Origin of the sequence: Metabacillus kandeliae (assembly GCF_021166585.1) — a bacterium.
GTDB classification, from domain to species: domain Bacteria; phylum Bacillota; class Bacilli; order Bacillales; family Bacillaceae; genus Metabacillus_B; species Metabacillus_B kandeliae.
This window is the reverse complement of record NZ_JAJOZE010000001.1, coordinates 1,188,802-1,207,422: the sequence shown is the minus strand read 5'-3', so window position 1 is coordinate 1,207,422 and position 18,621 is coordinate 1,188,802. Positions and strand designations below refer to the sequence as shown.

At 44.4% G+C, this 18,621-nt stretch carries 19 protein-coding genes; all 19 read left to right on the top strand.

From position 1 onward, the window contains the following. Positions 1 to 9: 9 nt before the first annotated feature. Positions 10 to 1,353: a signal recognition particle protein gene (gene ffh / locus LRR81_RS06135; protein WP_231788393.1), complete on the top strand. Its 1,344-nt coding sequence runs from the start codon at positions 10 to 12 to the stop codon at positions 1,351 to 1,353. A 90-nt stretch (positions 1,354 to 1,443) separates the two neighbouring features. Next, positions 1,444 to 1,716 carry a 30S ribosomal protein S16 gene (gene rpsP / locus LRR81_RS06130; RefSeq protein ID WP_231788392.1) on the top strand — a complete coding sequence of 91 codons (273 nt, stop codon included), beginning with the start codon at positions 1,444 to 1,446 and terminating at the stop codon, positions 1,714 to 1,716. A gap of 15 nt (positions 1,717 to 1,731) precedes the next feature. Beyond that, positions 1,732 to 1,962, top strand: coding sequence for a KH domain-containing protein (locus tag LRR81_RS06125; RefSeq protein ID WP_231788634.1), 231 nt, complete (start codon positions 1,732 to 1,734; stop codon positions 1,960 to 1,962). A gap of 462 nt (positions 1,963 to 2,424) precedes the next feature. Further along, positions 2,425 to 2,805: a YlqD family protein gene (locus LRR81_RS06120; protein ID WP_231788391.1), complete on the top strand. Its 381-nt coding sequence runs from the start codon at positions 2,425 to 2,427 to the stop codon at positions 2,803 to 2,805. Positions 2,806 to 2,815: 10 nt separating this feature from the next. Beyond that, complete coding sequence (gene rimM, locus LRR81_RS06115) at positions 2,816 to 3,340, top strand: ribosome maturation factor RimM (RefSeq protein ID WP_231788390.1); 525 nt, start codon at positions 2,816 to 2,818, stop codon at positions 3,338 to 3,340. Next, positions 3,337 to 4,077 (top strand): tRNA (guanosine(37)-N1)-methyltransferase TrmD, encoded by a 741-nt coding sequence (trmD, locus tag LRR81_RS06110; RefSeq protein ID WP_231788389.1) that lies wholly within the window; start codon positions 3,337 to 3,339, stop codon positions 4,075 to 4,077. Before rimM ends, trmD begins: the two co-directional genes overlap by 4 nt. A 170-nt stretch (positions 4,078 to 4,247) precedes the next feature. After that, complete coding sequence (gene rplS, locus LRR81_RS06105) at positions 4,248 to 4,592, top strand: 50S ribosomal protein L19 (protein WP_231788388.1); 345 nt, start codon at positions 4,248 to 4,250, stop codon at positions 4,590 to 4,592. A gap of 142 nt (positions 4,593 to 4,734) precedes the next feature. After that, complete coding sequence (gene ylqF, locus LRR81_RS06100; protein ID WP_231788387.1) at positions 4,735 to 5,598, top strand: ribosome biogenesis GTPase YlqF; 864 nt, start codon at positions 4,735 to 4,737, stop codon at positions 5,596 to 5,598. A gap of 446 nt (positions 5,599 to 6,044) precedes the next feature. Beyond that, the gene (locus tag LRR81_RS06095; protein WP_231788386.1) at positions 6,045 to 6,830 is read left to right on the top strand and encodes a ribonuclease HII; all 786 of its coding nucleotides are present in this window, start codon (positions 6,045 to 6,047) and stop codon (positions 6,828 to 6,830) included. An 8-nt stretch (positions 6,831 to 6,838) separates the two neighbouring features. Continuing rightward, entirely contained in the window at positions 6,839 to 8,380 is a 1,542-nt protein-coding gene (locus LRR81_RS06090; protein WP_231788385.1) for a hypothetical protein, read from the top strand. Next, complete coding sequence (locus tag LRR81_RS06085; protein WP_231788384.1) at positions 8,377 to 8,637, top strand: EscU/YscU/HrcU family type III secretion system export apparatus switch protein; 261 nt, start codon at positions 8,377 to 8,379, stop codon at positions 8,635 to 8,637. The genes LRR81_RS06090 and LRR81_RS06085 overlap by 4 nt, the downstream gene beginning before the upstream one ends. A gap of 181 nt (positions 8,638 to 8,818) precedes the next feature. Then, positions 8,819 to 9,979 carry an ADP-forming succinate--CoA ligase subunit beta gene (gene sucC, locus LRR81_RS06080; protein WP_231788383.1) on the top strand — a complete coding sequence of 387 codons (1,161 nt, stop codon included), beginning with the start codon at positions 8,819 to 8,821 and terminating at the stop codon, positions 9,977 to 9,979. 18 nt (positions 9,980 to 9,997) lie between these two features. Then, positions 9,998 to 10,900, top strand: coding sequence for a succinate--CoA ligase subunit alpha (gene sucD / locus LRR81_RS06075; RefSeq protein ID WP_231788382.1), 903 nt, complete (start codon positions 9,998 to 10,000; stop codon positions 10,898 to 10,900). A gap of 140 nt (positions 10,901 to 11,040) precedes the next feature. Further along, positions 11,041 to 11,904 (top strand): DNA-processing protein DprA, encoded by an 864-nt coding sequence (dprA, locus tag LRR81_RS06070; protein WP_231788381.1) that lies wholly within the window; start codon positions 11,041 to 11,043, stop codon positions 11,902 to 11,904. Between the two features lie 248 nt (positions 11,905 to 12,152). Next, positions 12,153 to 14,228, top strand: coding sequence for a type I DNA topoisomerase (topA, locus tag LRR81_RS06065; protein ID WP_231788380.1), 2,076 nt, complete (start codon positions 12,153 to 12,155; stop codon positions 14,226 to 14,228). 85 nt (positions 14,229 to 14,313) lie between these two features. Continuing rightward, positions 14,314 to 15,621: an FADH(2)-oxidizing methylenetetrahydrofolate--tRNA-(uracil(54)-C(5))-methyltransferase TrmFO gene (gene trmFO / locus LRR81_RS06060; RefSeq protein WP_231788379.1), complete on the top strand. Its 1,308-nt coding sequence runs from the start codon at positions 14,314 to 14,316 to the stop codon at positions 15,619 to 15,621. Between the two features lie 62 nt (positions 15,622 to 15,683). Then, positions 15,684 to 16,583: a tyrosine recombinase XerC gene (gene xerC, locus LRR81_RS06055; protein WP_231788378.1), complete on the top strand. Its 900-nt coding sequence runs from the start codon at positions 15,684 to 15,686 to the stop codon at positions 16,581 to 16,583. 69 nt (positions 16,584 to 16,652) lie between these two features. Further along, on the top strand, positions 16,653 to 17,207 hold the full coding sequence (gene hslV / locus LRR81_RS06050) for an ATP-dependent protease subunit HslV (protein ID WP_231788377.1): 555 nt from the start codon (positions 16,653 to 16,655) through the stop codon (positions 17,205 to 17,207). A 16-nt stretch (positions 17,208 to 17,223) separates the two neighbouring features. Continuing rightward, the gene (gene hslU, locus LRR81_RS06045) at positions 17,224 to 18,621 is read left to right on the top strand and encodes an HslU--HslV peptidase ATPase subunit (protein WP_231788376.1); all 1,398 of its coding nucleotides are present in this window, start codon (positions 17,224 to 17,226) and stop codon (positions 18,619 to 18,621) included.

Genomic DNA, 18,621 nt, shown 5'->3' with positions numbered 1-18,621 from the left:
CGATGCCGGGTGGCATTTGAAGGATTGTCCGAAAGACTGCAGAATACCATTAGCAAAATCCGGGGCAAAGGCAAAGTAAACGAAGCGGATGTAAAGGAAATGATGCGCGAAGTGCGCCTAGCCCTTCTTGAAGCAGACGTTAACTTTAAAGTGGTAAAGGATTTTGTCAAGCGTGTAAGCGAACGGGCAGTTGGCCAGGAAGTCATGAAAAGCCTGACGCCGGGACAGCAGGTCATCAAGGTGGTTCAGGATGAACTCACCCAGCTGATGGGCGGAGAGCAGAGCCAGATTGCAACGGCGAAAAGGCCGCCTACTGTCATCATGATGGTCGGTCTGCAAGGTGCAGGTAAAACAACCACTTCCGGCAAGCTTGCGAATTTGCTCCGCAAAAAGCATAATCGCCAGCCGATGCTTGTCGCAGCGGATATATACCGTCCTGCGGCCATTAAACAGCTGGAAACGCTCGGAAAGCAATTAAATATGCCGGTTTTTTCTCTTGGCGACCAGGTAAGCCCTGTTGAAATAGCCAGGCAGGCGATTGAAAAGGCAAAGGAAGAGCATTGCGACTACGTGCTGATCGATACGGCCGGACGTCTTCATATTGATGAAGATTTAATGGACGAATTGAAGCAGGTGAAAGAAGTGGCAAGCCCTGACGAGATTTTCCTTGTAGTCGATGCCATGACAGGACAGGATGCTGTGAATGTTGCGCAGAGCTTTAATGAACAGCTCGGCCTCACAGGAGCCATTTTAACAAAGCTTGACGGAGATACACGGGGCGGTGCAGCTCTGTCAATCCGTGCGGTAACAGGAACTCCTGTTAAATTTGCCGGCCTCGGTGAAAAGCTTGATGCAATCGAGCCTTTCCATCCAGAAAGAATGGCTTCCAGAATTCTTGGGATGGGCGATGTGCTGACTCTTATTGAAAAAGCACAGGCCAATGTCGATGCAGACAAAGCGAAAGAGCTGGAACAAAAAATGCGCACAATGAGCTTTACCTTTGATGATTTCCTCGAACAGCTGGGACAGGTGAAAAGCATGGGGCCGCTTGATGAGCTGCTTGGCATGTTTCCTGGAGCAGGCAAGATGAAGGGTCTGAAAAACGTTCAGGTTGATGAAAAGCAGATCAGCCACGTGGAGGCCATCATCCGTTCGATGACTAAAACAGAAAAAGAAAAACCAGAGATCATCAATGCGGGCAGAAGAAAGCGGATTGCAAAGGGAAGCGGGACAACCGTTCCTGAAGTCAACCGTCTTTTAAAGCAGTTTGAAGACATGAAAAAAATGATGAAACAGATGACAAATATGACCAAAGGCAAGAAAAAAGGTCCTATGAAATTCCCTTTTATGTAACATTTTTAGTGTGTTAAGAAAAAACACTTTACAAACAAAGATAACATTGATAATATACTATCTTGTGAACTATTCTCGGAGGTGCTTTAAATGGCAGTTAAAATTCGTTTAAAACGTATGGGAGCAAAAAAATCTCCTTTCTATCGTATTGTTGTTGCAGATTCCCGTTCTCCTCGTGACGGACGTTTCATTGAAACAGTTGGAACTTACAACCCGGTTGCAAAGCCAGCTGAAGTAAAAATCAATGAAGAGCTAGCACTTAAATGGCTTCAAAATGGTGCGAAACCATCTGACACAGTGCGCAACCTTTTCTCTAACGAAGGAATTATGGAAAAATTCCACGTTGCGAAAAACACGAAGTAAAACTGAATGGAAAACATTCAACAGTTAATCGAGACGATTGTCAGAGCCCTTGTTGATTTCCCCGAAGACGTGAAAGTAACAGCAGAAGACCGCGATCATCAGATCGCCTATCAGCTGACTGTAAACAAAACAGATATCGGCAAAGTTATTGGCAAACAGGGAAGGGTTGCAAAAGCAATCCGGACTGTTGTCTACGCGGCAGGATCACAGTCATCAAAGCGTATTTTGCTTGAAATAAACGATTAACTTGAAAAAAGGGCGGGGGAAACCTCCCCTTTTTTTTATAAGATCAAAATGGATAGCTCTTCTTAGATAGCTGATTTCAGAAGTTGAAGTATCCAGCTCTAGCCGTTAACCCAAAAGTCTAAGAACAAGACTTTTCGGTTTTTTCCTCCAGCGCTTGTCGGGGCTAAACGAGCGGCTTGCGCTTTTCTAATTGTCCAGCTCCAGCCGCTAGCCCCTCGAGTCGCTTCGAAAAATCCCCAAAAGTCAAAGATCAGACTTTTCGTGATTTTCCTCCAGCGCTTGTCGGGGCTGAACGAGCGGCTTGCGCTTTTCTTCAGTTCCGTTTTATTGCAGCCCCTTTTGTTAAAAAACATGCTAAAATGGCAATAATGCTAAAGCAGAAGCGAACGGCTGTCCGTTCTGGTGCTCTGTGCAGCCATATGAAAGACAAGCAGCCTTTTGAATAGGAAAGGGTGGGTTGCAATGAAAATTTTGCAGCAAGTCTCTGTGAAACAAATACTGACGGAAAAAAGCAAACAGTCTCTTTTAGAAAGCTTTACGGCAAAAATGGAACAGGCTCAAAGAGAATGCGATCAGCTTACATTTCAGCTGAAAAAGCTGGAAAAGACGATTATCAGCAATGAAATGCGGCAGCAGTACAAGAAAGAAATTGAAAAACGCAAAGATAAGCTGAAAATACTCAGTTTTCAAATAGAGCAGGTGCATACCCTGCCCCTTGGCAGCGAATTAAAGGAAAGAGAAGTTCAAGCGCTTGTTGAGGTAAAGGTCGGCGATAACTGGGAGGAATTCCTGGAGGACCGGACCATACTGATTACAGACGGCATTGTGACAGAAATACGCTGAGGTGAAAAGAATGGCAGAAAAATGGTTTAATGTTGGCAAAATCGTCAACACGCATGGCGTGCGAGGCGAAGTCAGAGTTGTTTCTATTACTGACTTTGCATCTGAACGCTATCAAAAAGGAAAAAAACTATTTATTTTTGAAGAAAAATCACAGAATCCCCTTGAAGTTGTGATTGCTTCGCATCGTTCCCATAAGTCCTTTGATTTGCTGACCTTCGAAGAATTCCACTCAATTAATGAGGTAGAGCATTTGAAGGGTTCGATTATAAAAGTGCCTGAATCCGAGCTTCAAAGCCTGCAGGATGATGAGTTCTATTTTCACGAAATCATCGGCTGCAAGGTGCTGACAGAGGACGGCGAAGAAATTGGAACCGTCAGGGAGATTTTGACTCCCGGGGCAAATGATGTCTGGGTAGTTAAGCGGAACAGAAAAAAGGATGCTCTGATCCCGTACATAGATTCGATTGTTAAAAAAGTCGATATTAAAGAGAAAACCATTATCATCAACTTGATGGAAGGATTGCTGGATGAATGAAAATTGATTTTCTGACTCTTTTTCCTGAAATGTTCAGCGGTGTGCTCGGTTCCTCCATTATGAAAAAGGCACAGGAAAAACAGGCTGTTGATTTCCGTGTGGTCAATTTCAGGGATTATGCAGAAGGAAAGCATCAGACAGTCGATGATTATCCGTATGGAGGCGGAGCAGGGATGGTTCTGAAGCCTCAGCCTGTATTTGATGCAGTGAACGCCATTAAAGAAGAAGCTGCAGCCAAGCCGCGGATTATCCTCGTGTGCCCGCAGGGTGAACGGTACTCGCAGGGCCTTGCGGAAGAGCTGTCAAAAGAAGAGCATCTTGTTCTGATCAGCGGCCACTACGAAGGCTATGATGAGCGGATCAGGGAGCATTTGGCAACAGATGAGATTTCAATCGGAGATTTTGTCCTGACTGGCGGAGAGCTTGCCTCAATGGTGATCGCAGACAGTGTAGTAAGGCTCCTTCCAGGGGTTCTTGGAAATGAAGATTCACCTGTTCTCGACTCTTTCAGTTCAGGCCTGCTTGAGCACCCCCATTATACGAGGCCTGCCGAGTACAAAGGGTTAAAGGTCCCGGAGACATTGCTTTCAGGCAATCACAGATTAATTGACGAATGGCGCATGAAGGAGTCACTCAGAAGGACTTTTTTGCGCCGCCCGGATCTTTTGGACAGCTATCCTTTAGACGAAAAACAAAAAAGATGGCTTGATGAAATAAAGGCAGAAGAAAATAAATAAATAGTTGAAAAGATAGCTTGTCCTCTATTGCAGCCGGCATTATGATATGGTATGATGTCTCTTGTGGTTTGCAGTATGGGTTTAAATCCAGTGCAAATCTTTTAAAAAGATGTTCCGCTGCATGAATGTAAAGTAATGTAATGAGCATCTGTTGGAAGGAGTTGAAAACGATGCAAAAATTAATCGAAGATATCACAAAAGAACAGCTAAGAAGCGATCTTCCTACTTTCCGTCCTGGTGATACTGTCCGTGTTCACGTTAAAGTTGTTGAGGGAACACGCGAACGTGTACAGGTATACGAAGGTGTTGTGATTAAGCGTCGTGGCGGTGGAATCAGCGAAACATTCACAGTCCGTAAAGTTTCTTACGGAGTTGGAGTTGAGCGTGCATTCCCAGTGCATACACCGAAAATTGCGAAGCTTGAAGTAATTCGCCGCGGTAAAGTACGCCGTGCGAAGCTTTACTACTTGCGTGAGCTGCGCGGTAAAAAAGCACGTATTAAAGAAATCCGATAAAAGCAAGAAAGAGCTTGTTATCATAACAAGCTCTTTTTTATACGTCTATTCAGGCTCTTTTCTTAGTTTTTGTCATAAGAAATGAGAAATAATAAAGATTAAGAAAAAAGCCGGGATCGGCAGCAGAAAGAAGGTGTTGACTGTGACCATTCAATGGTTTCCGGGCCATATGGCCAAAGCGAGAAGACAGGTTACGGAAAAACTGAAGCTGATAGATATTGTTCTGGAATTGGTAGATGCAAGAGTGCCGCTTTCGTCAAGAAACCCGATGATTGATGAAATAGTAAATAACAAGCCGCGGCTTGTTCTATTAAATAAAGCAGATATGGCAGACAAGACTGTAACAAAAGAGTGGATGAAATACTTTAAAAACAAAGGCATTACCGCTCTTCCGATTGATTCGCAATCAGGTACAGGCATAAAGGATATTCTCCCGGCCTGCAAGCTGATTCTGAAAGAAAAGTTTGATAAAATGGCAGCAAAAGGGATCCGTCCAAGAGCTGTGCGCGCTCTTATTATCGGAATCCCGAATGTTGGAAAATCAACGCTGATTAACAGGCTTGCGAAAAAGAACATTGCCCAGACAGGAGACAGGCCTGGTGTAACAAAAGCCCAGCAATGGGTGAAGGTAGGGAAAGAAATGGAGCTACTGGATACACCGGGAATACTGTGGCCTAAATTCGAGGACGAAATGGTCGGATATAAGCTCGCTGCAACAGGAGCGATAAAGGACACCATTCTGAATCTCCAGGATATTACCGTTTTTGCTCTCCGCTTTTTAAAGGAGCACTACCCAGAGCGTCTCAAGGACCGCTACGGGCTTGAAGAAATCCCGGAGGATATTGTCCTGCTTTTTGACGAAATCGGCAAGAGAAGGGGCTGCATGATGTCTGGCGGCTATATTGACTACGATAAAACAGCTGAGCTGATTCTTCGTGAGATGCGCACGGTTAAACTTGGACCGCTGACATTTGAAGCTCCGGAGCCTGTTTCTGCAGAGATATAATGCTGCAGGGCAGTAAACCTTTAGCCGGGAAGGCTTTGAATAATGTATGAAGGTGTCTCTTTTGAGACGCCTTTTTTGGTGGGTGGGACTTCTGACTGAACTGCTTCTGCAGTGGACAGCTGGTAGTCATTCTTTTAAAAAACCTATATTAAAGAAGAATGTTGATTATTATGCATTGATCTACGTTCCAGGCGGGAGACTCCTGCGGGAGCAGCGGGACAGGTGAGACCCCGCATGCGCTTAAGCGCAGAGGAGGCTCACCGCCCGCCCCGCGGAAAGCGGACGCCTGCAACGGAAATCAACAGCCAAATTTATGAGAGCCATTAAACCTAACACGGATTTATTCACCTTGCCTGATCTTGACATAATAGCAATAGATACATATATGCTTTAAAATAGAGCTCTTCAGAAAACATATGAAATTGACGATAAAGTAGGTAGAATACATGAAAAACAGGGCAACAGCCAAAGAACTGAAAGAATTATTAAAAAATGTTTCTTCAATAAGCGATCCTCTTATTCAGGATTGCCTGAAGGACGAACGGAAGGCTGTTCAGCAGCTTGCAAAGGGCTGGATCAGGCTGCATAAGCAGGAGCAAAAATGGAAGCAGCAGTTTGAACAGATGTCTGTTTTTGAAAAAGAAGCGAGAGAAAAAGGGTTCCTGCATATTGCAGGCATTGATGAAGCGGGAAGGGGACCGATTGCAGGCCCAGTTGTTGCAGCTGCTGTCATTCTGCCGAAAGATTTTGTCCTCTTTGGACTGACAGATTCAAAACAGCTCGCAAAAGCTAAAAGAGAGCAATTTTATGACATCATTGTCCGGGAAGCAGAAGCATACGGCATTGGTGTGGTTTCTGAGAGAGAAATCGATGAAATCAATATTTATCAGGCTGCCAAAAGCGCAATGATGCAGGCAGTGCGCCATTTGAATAAGGAGCCGGATATGCTTTTGATAGATGCCATGGAGCTTCCGGCTGAAATGAAGCAGGAATCATTAATAAAAGGTGATGCAAGAAGCATATCCATTGCTGCTGCCTCAGTACTGGCAAAGGTAACACGGGACCGCCTAATGGAGGAAATCGCGATGAAATACCCCGAGTATGGCTTCCAGAATCATATGGGTTACGGAACGAAAGAACATCTGTCTGCCATTGCCCAGTACGGGATTACTGTCCATCACAGGAGAAGCTTTGCTCCAGTCAGGCTGTATGCAGAGGAAAAGGAGGCTTAAATGACACGATGAATGGGATTGAGAGCTTGCGCCTGCCGATTAGAATAGACGCGGCTGTGCAGACCCCTTCAGAAAAGGGAGGCCTATTGCCTGGAAAGGTGCTGAAGCTGTTCCCCGATCAAACAGCTCTTCTTCAAATAGGACAGGAGACACTGACTGCGAAAGTAGAATCTCCCCTGAAGCTTAACCATCAATATTTGCTGAAGATCGCAGAGCAAAGGCCGGGCGAAGCACCTGTTTATAAAGTGATAAAGGAATTGACTGGGGAGGCTTCTGATAAAGAACTGGCATCTGCTGTACTTGCCGCAGAGAAAGTTCCGAAAAACCCCTCTTCTGAAAGAATTGCAGAATGGCTTCTTAAAAACAATCTGCCCCTCAGGAGTGACGAAGTAAAGAGTGCTGCAGCATGGATTTTAAAGCTTCCGTCTGAAAAAAGAGAGAATGCATTCAAAGCAGTTGAATTGGGGTTTAAGCTTCAGCTTCCTGCTGAGGAAGGCGTGTTCCGTTCGCTGCTGGAAGCGATGGATGAAGAGCCGATGCTGAAAAAATTATCAGATCTCTATCATTCTTTGCCAAACAGTGAAGGCGATAGCAATGTAGAGGGGAGACTCCGGTCTGCTATTAAAGAAATTTTAACTCCTGCTGCTTTTATGAAAAATTCCGATAGAAAGAGTACTTCGGAATTTGTGCAATTGGAAAGCACGGCCGGAAGAAAGGCCGAACAAGAGGCGCCTGCAGCCCCTGGAGCTGCTCCAAAACAGGAGAATACTCAAGCGGCTGTCACCCGGAATATCGAACGCACTCCGCCTGCAGGAAACACTTCAGATGCTGTGAAGCTTCCAGCTGCTGCTGTACAGGCAGAAGCAGCCGGACAAAACGAAAAAAAGGGAGATTCTTCCCTGCCTTCCCTGGCGTCCGGAACACTTGTAAAAGAACTTTTTACACATGTATCCCGCTTGCTTGGAAGAAAAGAAGAGGCAATGATGCTGAACCTGCTGAAAAATGGGATCCAGCCGGAAACAGCTAAGAGCGGAGCATTGAAGCCGCTCCTGATAGAAGCTGCAAAAATATCGGAAAACATGGATGTAAAGGACAAAGCCGATCAGCTTGTCCACAGGCTGAATGGATTCTCCATTCTTCAGCAGGAAAATGGACCCCTGATGACGCAATGGCTGCAGATTCCGATCCAGGATCCAGCTTTAAAAAGCGATCTTACTGTTAAATGGGAGATGAGAAAAAAGACCGGCGGAAAAATTGATCCGGCTTTTTGCCGCATTCTTCTTTTCGCAGAGCTTGATAGATTAAAAGAAACAGCTGTAGATATTGCCATTGTCAATAAGGTTATATCCATCAGCGTCCACAATGATACGCCTGGTCTGGACCGGGTTTCTGCGGTCCTTGCAGATGAACTGAAACAGCATTTAACAAGCCTGGGGCTTTCCCTGTCCTATGTAAAAATAGTTTCCGGTTCTGCTGTCAAAACGTTTCAAAGCGCTGTTTCTGAAGCAGCAGAAGCATCCCTGCATAAAGGAGTGGATTTGAAAATATGAACCTAAAAAAAGCAGTGGCGCTGAAATATGCAGAAGGCAGGGACAAAGCGCCGGCAGTGGCTGCCAAAGGATCAGGGCTTGTAGCAGAAGCGATTATTGAAAAGGCCATGGAGCATGCTGTGCCGGTTCAGGAAGATCCTTCGCTTGTCACCCTGCTGGAAAAGCTCGAAATACAAGAGGAAATTCCGGAAGAGCTGTATCAGGCTGTAGCGGAAATATTTGCGTTTATTTATAAAATGGAAAACAGCCTGCCGTGAAGAAAATGGCGGGCTCCATATTGTTCAGATTTTATGTTCGCAATAAAATGATCTTCTTTGAAAATTGAGAATACTTAGAAGCATTTTACTATTTTTTGCGGAATGCTAGACAAGGAATCAACTATTCTATAAAATGAAAGCGCAGTCTAATTTTCCGATACATAGGTTAGGAGGATGGGAAATGAATATCCATGAGTACCAGGGGAAAGAAATCCTCAGAAAATACGGGGTTGCTGTACCAAATGGTAAAGTGGCTTTTACAGTAGATGAAGCTGTTGAGGCAGCAAAATCGCTCGGCACAAGCGTAACCGTTGTTAAAGCGCAGATCCATGCAGGCGGACGCGGCAAAGCCGGCGGGGTAAAAGTAGCAAAAAATCTTGATGATGTGCGTACATATGCCGAAGAGATTTTAGGCAAAACACTCATCACCCACCAGACAGGCCCTGAGGGCAAGGAAGTAAAGCGTCTTCTTGTTGAAGAAGGATGCGATATTAAAAAAGAATATTATATTGGCCTAGTTTTAGACCGTGCTACTTCAAGTGTTGTTTTAATGGCATCTGAAGAAGGCGGTACAGAAATTGAAGAAGTTGCGGAGAAAACACCTGAAAAAATCTTCCGCGAAAATATTGATCCGGCGATCGGACTGCAGCCGTATCAAGCCAGAAGAATTGCATTTAACATTAACATTCCGCGCGAACTGATCGGACAGGCTGCGAAATTCATGCTGAGCCTTTACACGGCATTTATTGAAAAAGACTGCTCTATCGCTGAAATTAATCCGCTCGTTGTTACTGGCGACGGCAAAGTAATGGCTCTTGATGCGAAATTAAACTTTGATGCAAACGCGCTGTACCGCCAAAAAGACGTTTTGGAGTACCGCGATCTTGAAGAAGAGGATGCTAAAGAAATTGAAGCGTCCAAATATGACTTGAGCTACATTTCCCTTGATGGAAATATCGGCTGTATGGTTAATGGTGCCGGCCTTGCTATGGCAACGATGGATATCATTAAATTTTACGGCGGAGATCCGGCCAACTTCCTTGATGTTGGGGGCGGCGCTACAGCAGAGAAAGTAACAGAAGCTTTCAAAATCATTCTTTCCGACCAAAATGTTAAAGGAATTTTCGTTAATATTTTCGGCGGAATCATGAAGTGCGATATCATTGCATCTGGTGTAGTAGAAGCAACAAAACAGGTTGGTCTTGAAATCCCGCTTGTTGTCCGCTTGGAAGGGACAAATGTGGAGCTCGGCAAAAAAATTCTTAACGAATCCGGTTTGAACATCACGTCCGCTGAATCAATGGCTGACGGTGCTGAAAAAATCGTTTCTTTAGTGAAGTAAGAAAGGCAGGGGACACAAATGAGCGTATTTATTAACAAAGATACAAAAGTATTGGTACAGGGTATTACTGGTTCTACTGCTTTGTTCCACACAAAGCAAATGCTTGAATACGGCACGAAAATTGTGGGAGGAACTACTCCGGGCAAAGGCGGTACAGAGGTGGAAGGCGTTCCTGTATTCAATACAGTACAGGAAGCTGTCAAAACTACTGGTGCTACAGCATCTGTCATTTATGTTCCTGCTCCGTTTGCTGCTGATGCGATCATTGAAGCAGTTGATGCGGAACTGGACCTTGTCATTTGCATTACAGAGCATATTCCAGTACTGGATATGGTAAAAGTTAAGCGTTTCATGGAAGGCAAGAAAACAAGGCTCGTAGGACCGAACTGTCCTGGCGTTATTACGCCTGATGAGTGCAAAATCGGCATCATGCCGGGCTACATTCATACAAAAGGCCATGTTGGCGTTGTTTCCCGATCCGGAACGCTTACATATGAAGCCGTTCATCAGCTTTCACAGTCAGGAGTCGGCCAGTCTACAGCTGTCGGAATCGGCGGAGACCCTGTAAACGGAACGAACTTCATTGATGTTCTAAAAGCGTTTAATGAAGATCCTGACACGTATGCGGTCATTATGATCGGTGAAATCGGCGGTACAGCTGAAGAAGAAGCAGCACAATGGGTGCGTGACAACATGACAAAGCCTGTTGTAGGCTTTATCGGAGGGCAAACTGCACCTCCAGGAAAGCGCATGGGTCATGCAGGCGCGATTATTTCCGGCGGAAAAGGCACAGCTGCTGAAAAAATTAAAACAATGAACGAGTGCGGCATTAAAGTAGCAGAAACTCCATCAGTTATGGGAGAAACACTTATCTCTGTATTGAAGGAACAAGGTATCTACGATAAATGCAAAACGCACTAATATAATAGAAGGGACGGGTCTATACCCGTTCCTTTCCTTCTTTTATCCCTCTTATTTTAAAACCCCTGACTTAGAAAGGAATGAACACTGTATTGAAAACCTTCAGGCAATCTCTGCTCCGCCTCTCCAGGTGCAGAGGAATGACAGCCAAATCCATTCACTCCCTCTTACTCCTTGATCCTCTTCTCCAATCTCTCTTTTCCCTGAAGGAAAATGATCTTTTCTTCAACCGCATTTTAAATAAAAAACAAATTCCTTCCTTTTTAAATGACCTGCATTCAGAAAATATTGATGCATGCTTTTCAGAATACGAGCAAAAAGGAATTTTTGCTGTCACTTTGGCTGATCCTGATTATCCTTCTTTGCTGAAGAAGATCTACCACTGCCCTCCTGTGTTATATGGGGCAGGGAAAAGAGAATTACTGAGCTGCCGGAAGAAAATCAGCATTGTTGGCACAAGGGTTCCGACTGAAGAAGGTAGGAAAGCGGCAGAACTGCTTGTTCCGGCTCTCACAGAGTCAGGATGGGTGATTGTAAGCGGCCTTGCCAAAGGAATTGATGCCATGGCCCATGAGCTTGCAATTGGCACTGGAGGAAGGGGGATCGGCGTTATTGGAGGAGGCTTTTGGCATTTATATCCTGCATCAAGCAGGAAGCTTGCCAAATCGATGATGAAAGAGCATCTTCTCTTATCAGAGTACGCCCCTGAAACAGCGCCGGAAAGATGGCACTTTCCTGCCAGAAACCGTATTATAGCTGGACTTTCTTACGGCACTCTTGTTATTCAGGCCAAGCTTTCCAGCGGGTCGCTCATTACTGCTCATCAGGCTCTTGAGGAGGGAAGAGAAGTTTTCGCCGTTCCCGGACCGATTCATCTTGAGCAATCTAAAGGGGTTAACAAGCTCATACAGGACGGTGCAAAGCTCGTTATGAAAGCATCTGATGTGGATGATGAATTTCCCTTTTTGGAGAAGAAAGGCAGCTTCAGGCAATTTACTGTTTGACAAATGATGTTTAGATATTTAATAATAGTGGAGATTTAACAACAGAAACAGCCGGAAATGCCGAACAGCTTTATTTCCTTTTTTGTGAGCAGCTGAAGAGGCAATGATTTATTATCCGAAAACATTTACCTTAACCGCTTTCAAAGGAAAATTAACCTTTACTGAATAAATAACTGTTTGTTCATTTAAATAATGGGCAATAAAAGAGACAGAACAGAGAGAGATCACCTCTTAAGGGGGACATGAAAATGTCAGACTACTTAGTTATCGTGGAATCACCTGCTAAGGCAAAAACAATTGAGCGCTACCTTGGTAAAAAATACAAAGTAAAAGCTTCTATGGGCCATGTTCGCGATTTGCCGAAAAGCCAGATTGGCGTAGACGTGGAAAAAAACTTTGAACCGAAATATATTACCATCAGGGGCAAAGGCTCTGTTATGAAAGAATTAAAGTCAGCGGCTAAAAAAGCCAAAAAAGTTTTTCTCGCAGCTGACCCGGATCGCGAGGGAGAAGCGATTGCCTGGCATCTTGCTCATAGCCTTGATCTTGATGCTCATTCTGACTGCAGGGTTGTTTTTAATGAAATTACAAAGGATGCGATAAAAGAATCGTTTAAGCATCCGAGATCCATCAACATGGATTTAGTAGACGCCCAGCAGGCAAGAAGAGTGCTTGACAGGCTTGTCGGATATAAAATCAGTCCGCTGCTTTGGAAGAAAGTAAAAAAAGGGCTGAGTGCAGGCCGTGTGCAATCAGTAGCGGTCAGGCTGATTATCGACAGAGAAAAAGAAATTAAAGAGTTTAAGCCTGAAGAATACTGGACGATTGATGGCCAGTTTTTAAAAGGCAAAGATCAATTTGAAGGCTCCTTTTACGGCTTAAATGGCAAAAAAACAGAGCTGAAAACAGAAGAAGATGTAAAAGAGGTTCAAAAGCAGCTGCAGGGAAATTCGTTTCAGGTTGCGTCAGTTTCTAAAAAGGAGAGAAGGCGCAATCCGGCTCTTCCTTTTACAACCTCCACTCTTCAGCAGGAAGCAGCCAGAAAATTAAACTTCAGAGCGAAGAAAACGATGATGATTGCCCAGCAATTATATGAAGGAATTGATCTAGGCAAGGACGGAACTGTCGGATTAATTACTTATATGAGAACTGACTCTACAAGAATTTCAGAAACAGCGCAGAATGAAGCAGCAGCCTACATCGAAGAGACTTACGGAAAAGAATATGTCTCACAAGCTAAAAAAGAAGCTAAGAAAAATGCAAATGCACAGGATGCCCATGAAGCGATCCGTCCAACATCTACTTTGCGCGATCCTGCTTCTTTAAAAGAACATTTGAGCAGGGACCAGCTGAGATTATACAAGCTGATCTGGGAACGGTTTACCTCAAGCCAAATGACGCCTGCTGTTCTGGATACGATGAGCGTTGATCTTAATAACAATGGTGTTATTTTCAGAGCAACCGGATCAAAAATTAAATTTCCAGGCTTCATGAAGGTGTATGTTGAAGGCACAGATGACCAGCAGGAAGAAAAGAATAAGATGCTTCCTGATCTTAAAGAAGGCGATGAAGTCTTTTCTAAAGATGTTGAGCCTGCCCAGCATTTTACCCAGCCGCCGCCGCGATACACAGAGGCCCGGCTTGTAAAAACGTTGGAAGAACTCGGCATCGGCCGCCCTTCCACATATGCGCCAACCCTTGATACGATTCAAAAAAGAGGCTATGTTTCTCTTGATAACAAACGGTTTGTTCCAACAGAGCTCGGAGAGATTGTTCTTGAGCTGATCGTGGAATTCTTCCCTGAGATCATTGATGTTGATTTTACAGTAAAAATGGAAAACAGCCTTGATGAAGTAGAAGATGGAAAAATTCAATGGGTCAGCATTATCGATGACTTTTATAAAGATTTTTCTGTTCGCCTTACAAAAGCAGAGGCAGAAATGGAAGAAATCGAGATCAAGGACGAACCTGCTGGAGTTGACTGTGAAGAGTGCGGAAACCCGATGGTCATCAAAATGGGGCGGTTTGGCAAGTTCATGGCATGCTCAAACTTTCCGGACTGCAGAAATACCAAGCCGATTACAAAAGAAATCGGCGTAAAATGTCCGAAATGCCATGAAGGCAACGTTGTCGAAAGAAAAACAAAGAAACGGCGCATTTTCTATGGCTGTGACAGATTCCCTGAATGCGATTTCCTTTCCTGGGATAAACCAATCGCAAGACAGTGCCCTCGATGCGAATCAATGCTTGTTGAGAAAAAGCTGAAAAAAGGGAATCAAATACAATGTATGAATTGCGATTATAAAGAAGAGCAGCAAAAGTAACGGTGAGCGAATCTTGCTCACCTGTTTTACTTTCAAAAATGAGATTCTGTCATCATGACGAACAATTACGGGAGGATAAAGGTTTATGACACAACAAGCAGTAAACGTAGTAGGTGCAGGGCTTGCCGGGAGCGAGGCAGCCTGGCAGCTCGCTAAAAGAGGCATTAAGGTTAACCTTTTTGAGATGAGGCCTGTAAAGCAGACGCCTGCCCATCATACAGATAAATTTGCAGAGCTTGTCTGCTCAAATTCTCTTAGAGGGAACAGCCTCACCAATGCAGTAGGTGTTTTAAAAGAAGAAATGAGAACACTTGACTCTGTTATTATCCGTTCTGCAGATGATTGCGCTGTTCCTGCCGGAGGCGCGCTTGCGGTGGACAGGCATGAATTCGCGGGACTGGTAACGGACAGAGTTAAAAATCATCCAAACGTGACGGTCATTAACGAAGAGGTTTCTGAATTCCCCGAAGGGCCAACGATTATCGCAACAGGTCCTCTTACATCAAAGGCACTTTCTGAAAAACTGCAGTCTCTGACAGGGGAAGATTACCTGTATTTTTACGATGCGGCAGCACCGATTATTGAAAAAGAAAGCATTGACCTTGAGAAAGTCTACTTGAAATCAAGGTATGACAAAGGAGAAGCTGCCTACCTGAACTGCCCGATGACAGAGGAAGAATTTGAAGCCTTCTACGAAGCACTAGTACAGGCAGAAACTGTGCCGCTCAAAGAATTTGAGAAAGAAATTTATTTTGAGGGCTGCATGCCGATCGAAGTAATGGGACAGCGAGGCAAGAAAACGATGCTGTTTGGTCCAATGAAGCCTGTGGGACTTGAAGATCCAAAGACAGGCAAGCGCCCATATGCTGTTGTGCAGCTGAGACAGGATGATGCAGCTGGTACGCTGTATAACATTGTTGGATTTCAGACACATTTGAAATGGGGAGCCCAAAAGGAAGTCATCAGACTGATCCCGGGTCTTGAGAATGCAGAAATCGTCCGTTACGGCGTCATGCACAGAAATACCTTCATAAACTCTCCGCGGCTTTTATTGCCGACCTATCAGTACAAAGAGAGAGAAGACTTGTTTTTTGCCGGGCAGATGACAGGTGTGGAAGGATATGTTGAATCTGCAGCATCAGGACTGCTTGCCGGTTTGAACGCTGCTCATTATGTACTGGGCAAAGAGCTTGTCACCATGCCTTCTGAAACTGCAATGGGAAGCATGGCGCGTTATATTACAACGGCGAATCCCGAAAACTTCCAGCCAATGAATGCGAATTTCGGTATTTTTCCAGAGCTTCCAGAGCGGATTAAGAGCAAAAAAGAACGCTATGAAGCATACGCTAACAGAGCGCTTGAAACAATTCAAAAAATTTCGAAAAAACTATAGAAAGCATTTGCAAGGGCTGCTGAAGGTGTGATACCATTTAGTAGCCCTTGTGAGGTGTTAATATGGAAAATGTTAAGAATTATTTAAATTTGTTCGTAGATTATTTACAAATTGAAAAAAATTACTCACAATATACAATTGTGAATTACATTGCTGACATTGAAGATTTGGCAGCTTTTTTAATGGAAGAAGGCATCCCTTCTTTTAAAGAAGTCACCTATCAGGATACAAGGCTGTACTTGACAAACTTACATAAAAAACAATTTGCCAGAAAAACGATCTCCCGAAAAATTTCTTCGATCAGGAGCTTCTATAAGTTCTTGAACAGAGAGAAAATAGTTTCAGAAAATCCTTTTGCGCTTGTCTCGCTTCCGAAAAAAGAATATCGGATTCCAAAGTTTCTTTTTCCGGAAGATATCAATACTCTTTTTGAAGCGCCTGATGTTACAAAGCCGCTTGGCCAGAGAAACAAGGCTCTATTAGAGGTGCTTTATGCAACAGGAATAAGAGTAAGCGAATGCGCCGGCCTGAAATTGACAGACCTTGACCTTTTTACAGGAACTATTCTTGTGACGGGAAAAGGCAGCAAGCAGCGCTATGTGCCTTTCGGCAGCTATGCACAGGATGCACTTGAAGCTTATTTGGAGGATGGAAGAAAAAAACTGGCAGAAAAATCAGCAGATACAGGCTATGTATTTGTTAATCATCGGGGCGGACCGCTTACAGCAAGAGGCATCAGACACATCTTAAATGAATTGATCAAGCAGTCATCCCTGACGCTGAAGCTTCATCCTCATATGTTCCGGCATACTTTTGCCACACACCTTCTAAATGAAGGAGCAGATTTAAGAAGTGTACAGGAGCTTTTGGGACATGAACATCTTTCATCTACACAGGTTTATACCCATGTGTCGAAAGAACAGCTCAGAAAAACTTATATGTCCCATCACCCTCGAGCATAAATAAAGGCAGGAATATTAATTTGCAGGCTGCCTCACATAAAGGCTGCTTGTTTAAAGGAGAGAAAATGGATGTCTGAACAAGCATCGCAATTTCACGCAACCACTATTTTTGCCATTAAGCATAAAGGCGGCAATGCGATGGCCGGCGACGGCCAGGTTACGCTCGGCAACGCAGTGGTGATGAAGCACACAGCAAAAAAAGTCAGAAAAATTTTCAATGGCAGGGTGATTGCTGGATTTGCCGGTTCGGTAGCAGATGCATTCACTCTTTTTGAAATGTTTGAAGGAAGGCTTGAGGAGTATAACGGCAATCTTCAAAGAGCTGCTGTTGAACTCGCAAAAGAATGGCGCAGTGATAAGGTGCTGCGGCGCCTTGAAGCAATGCTGATTGTGATGAACGAAACAGACCTTCTGCTAGTATCCGGAACAGGGGAAGTGATTGAGCCTGATGATGGCATCCTTGCTATTGGTTCGGGCGGGAACTACGCTCTTTCAGCGGGAAGAGCATTAAAAAAATACAGCGGTGAACAGCTTGAAGCACGGGATATTGCGAGAGCTGCTTTGGAAATTGCCGGAGAGATTTGCGTTTATACCAATTCAAATATCATTGTTGAAGAGCTGTAAGGAGAGGATGATCGGAATGAATAATCAATTAACTCCGCGTCAGATTGTTGAACGGCTTGATCAGTATATTGTTGGGCAGACCGAGGCTAAAAAAGCCGTTGCCGTTGCACTCCGCAACCGTTATCGCCGCACATTGCTCGGGGGGTCTTTAAGGGATGAAGTGGTGCCGAAGAACATCCTCATGATCGGACCTACAGGTGTCGGAAAAACCGAAATAGCCAGGAGAATGGCGAAGCTTGTCGGGGCGCCTTTTGTAAAAGTGGAAGCAACAAAATTCACAGAAGTCGGATATGTAGGCCGCGATGTGGAATCGATGGTCAGAGACCTGGCTGAAACATCCATTAGACTAGTAAAAGAAGAAAAAATGGCTGATGTAAAGGGGCCTGCTGAAGAGTACGCCAACAGAAGGCTAGTTGAGCTTCTTGTGCCGGGAAGCAAAAAAGCGCCAAATTACAAAAATCCGCTGGAAATGCTTTTTGGCGGAGGCCAGGGTCAGGAAAGCGAAGAGCAGCCTGCTGAAGAGCCGTCTGTTGAAGAAAACAGAAAACGCATGGCTCACAAGCTAGCGCTTGGCGAGCTTGAAGACCATTATGTAACAGTTGAGGTTGAGGAGCAGCAGCCATCTATGTTTGATATGCTCCAAGGTTCGGGAATGGAACAGATGGGCATGAATATGCAGGATGCTTTAGGCGGCCTGCTCCCGAAGAAGAAAAAGAAACGAAAAATAACAGTGCGCGAAGCCAGAAAAGTGCTCGCCAATGAAGAAGCGCAAAAACTGATTGATATGGAAGATGTCACACAGGAAGCCATATTCCGCGCTGAGCAGTCAGGCATTATCTTTGTTGATGAAATTGATAAAGTGGCAAAGAAAAACAGCGGCGGTGCCAGTGCTGATGTTTCAAGAGAAGGGGTTCAAAGAGACATTCTGCCGATTGTAGAGGGTTCCACTGTTGTGACAAAGTATGGAACAGTCAAAACAGATCACATTCTCTTTATTGCCGCAGGCGCCTTCCATATGGCGAAGCCTTCTGACTTGATCCCTGAGCTTCAGGGCAGATTTCCAATCAGGGTTGAATTAACAAAGCTCAGCACGGACGACTTTGTGAAAATCCTGGTAGAACCGGATAATGCCCTTCTTAAACAATACCAGGCTCTTTTGGAAACAGAAGGTATAAATCTCGAATTTTCTGACGATGCTATTCGCAGGATAGCAGAAGTTGCGTTTCAGGTGAACCAGGATACGGACAACATCGGTGCCAGAAGATTACATACTATACTTGAACGGCTTTTAGAAGATTTATCATTTGAAGCACCTGACATTACGATGGATAAGATCACCATTACACCTCAGTATGTTGATGATAAACTCGGAAAAATTGCTGTTAATAAGGATTTAAGTCAATTCATTTTATAA

Bases quoted from the DNA above. Each gene is read 5' to 3' on its own strand.
- rpsP (WP_231788392.1), top strand. From the start codon at position 1,444: ATGGCAGTTAAAATTCGTTTAAAACGTATGGGAGCAAAAAAATCTCCT.
- LRR81_RS06120 (WP_231788391.1), top strand. From the start codon at position 2,425: ATGAAAATTTTGCAGCAAGTCTCTGTGAAACAAATACTGACGGAAAAA.
- rimM (WP_231788390.1), top strand. From the start codon at position 2,816: ATGGCAGAAAAATGGTTTAATGTTGGCAAAATCGTCAACACGCATGGC.
- trmD (WP_231788389.1), top strand. From the start codon at position 3,337: ATGAAAATTGATTTTCTGACTCTTTTTCCTGAAATGTTCAGCGGTGTG.
- rplS (WP_231788388.1), top strand. From the start codon at position 4,248: ATGCAAAAATTAATCGAAGATATCACAAAAGAACAGCTAAGAAGCGAT.
- LRR81_RS06095 (WP_231788386.1), top strand. From the start codon at position 6,045: ATGAAAAACAGGGCAACAGCCAAAGAACTGAAAGAATTATTAAAAAAT.
- LRR81_RS06090 (WP_231788385.1), top strand. From the start codon at position 6,839: ATGAATGGGATTGAGAGCTTGCGCCTGCCGATTAGAATAGACGCGGCT.
- LRR81_RS06085 (WP_231788384.1), top strand. From the start codon at position 8,377: ATGAACCTAAAAAAAGCAGTGGCGCTGAAATATGCAGAAGGCAGGGAC.
- sucC (WP_231788383.1), top strand. From the start codon at position 8,819: ATGAATATCCATGAGTACCAGGGGAAAGAAATCCTCAGAAAATACGGG.
- sucD (WP_231788382.1), top strand. From the start codon at position 9,998: ATGAGCGTATTTATTAACAAAGATACAAAAGTATTGGTACAGGGTATT.
- dprA (WP_231788381.1), top strand. From the start codon at position 11,041: ATGACAGCCAAATCCATTCACTCCCTCTTACTCCTTGATCCTCTTCTC.
- topA (WP_231788380.1), top strand. From the start codon at position 12,153: ATGTCAGACTACTTAGTTATCGTGGAATCACCTGCTAAGGCAAAAACA.
- trmFO (WP_231788379.1), top strand. From the start codon at position 14,314: ATGACACAACAAGCAGTAAACGTAGTAGGTGCAGGGCTTGCCGGGAGC.
- xerC (WP_231788378.1), top strand. From the start codon at position 15,684: ATGGAAAATGTTAAGAATTATTTAAATTTGTTCGTAGATTATTTACAA.
- hslV (WP_231788377.1), top strand. From the start codon at position 16,653: ATGTCTGAACAAGCATCGCAATTTCACGCAACCACTATTTTTGCCATT.
- hslU (WP_231788376.1), top strand. From the start codon at position 17,224: ATGAATAATCAATTAACTCCGCGTCAGATTGTTGAACGGCTTGATCAG.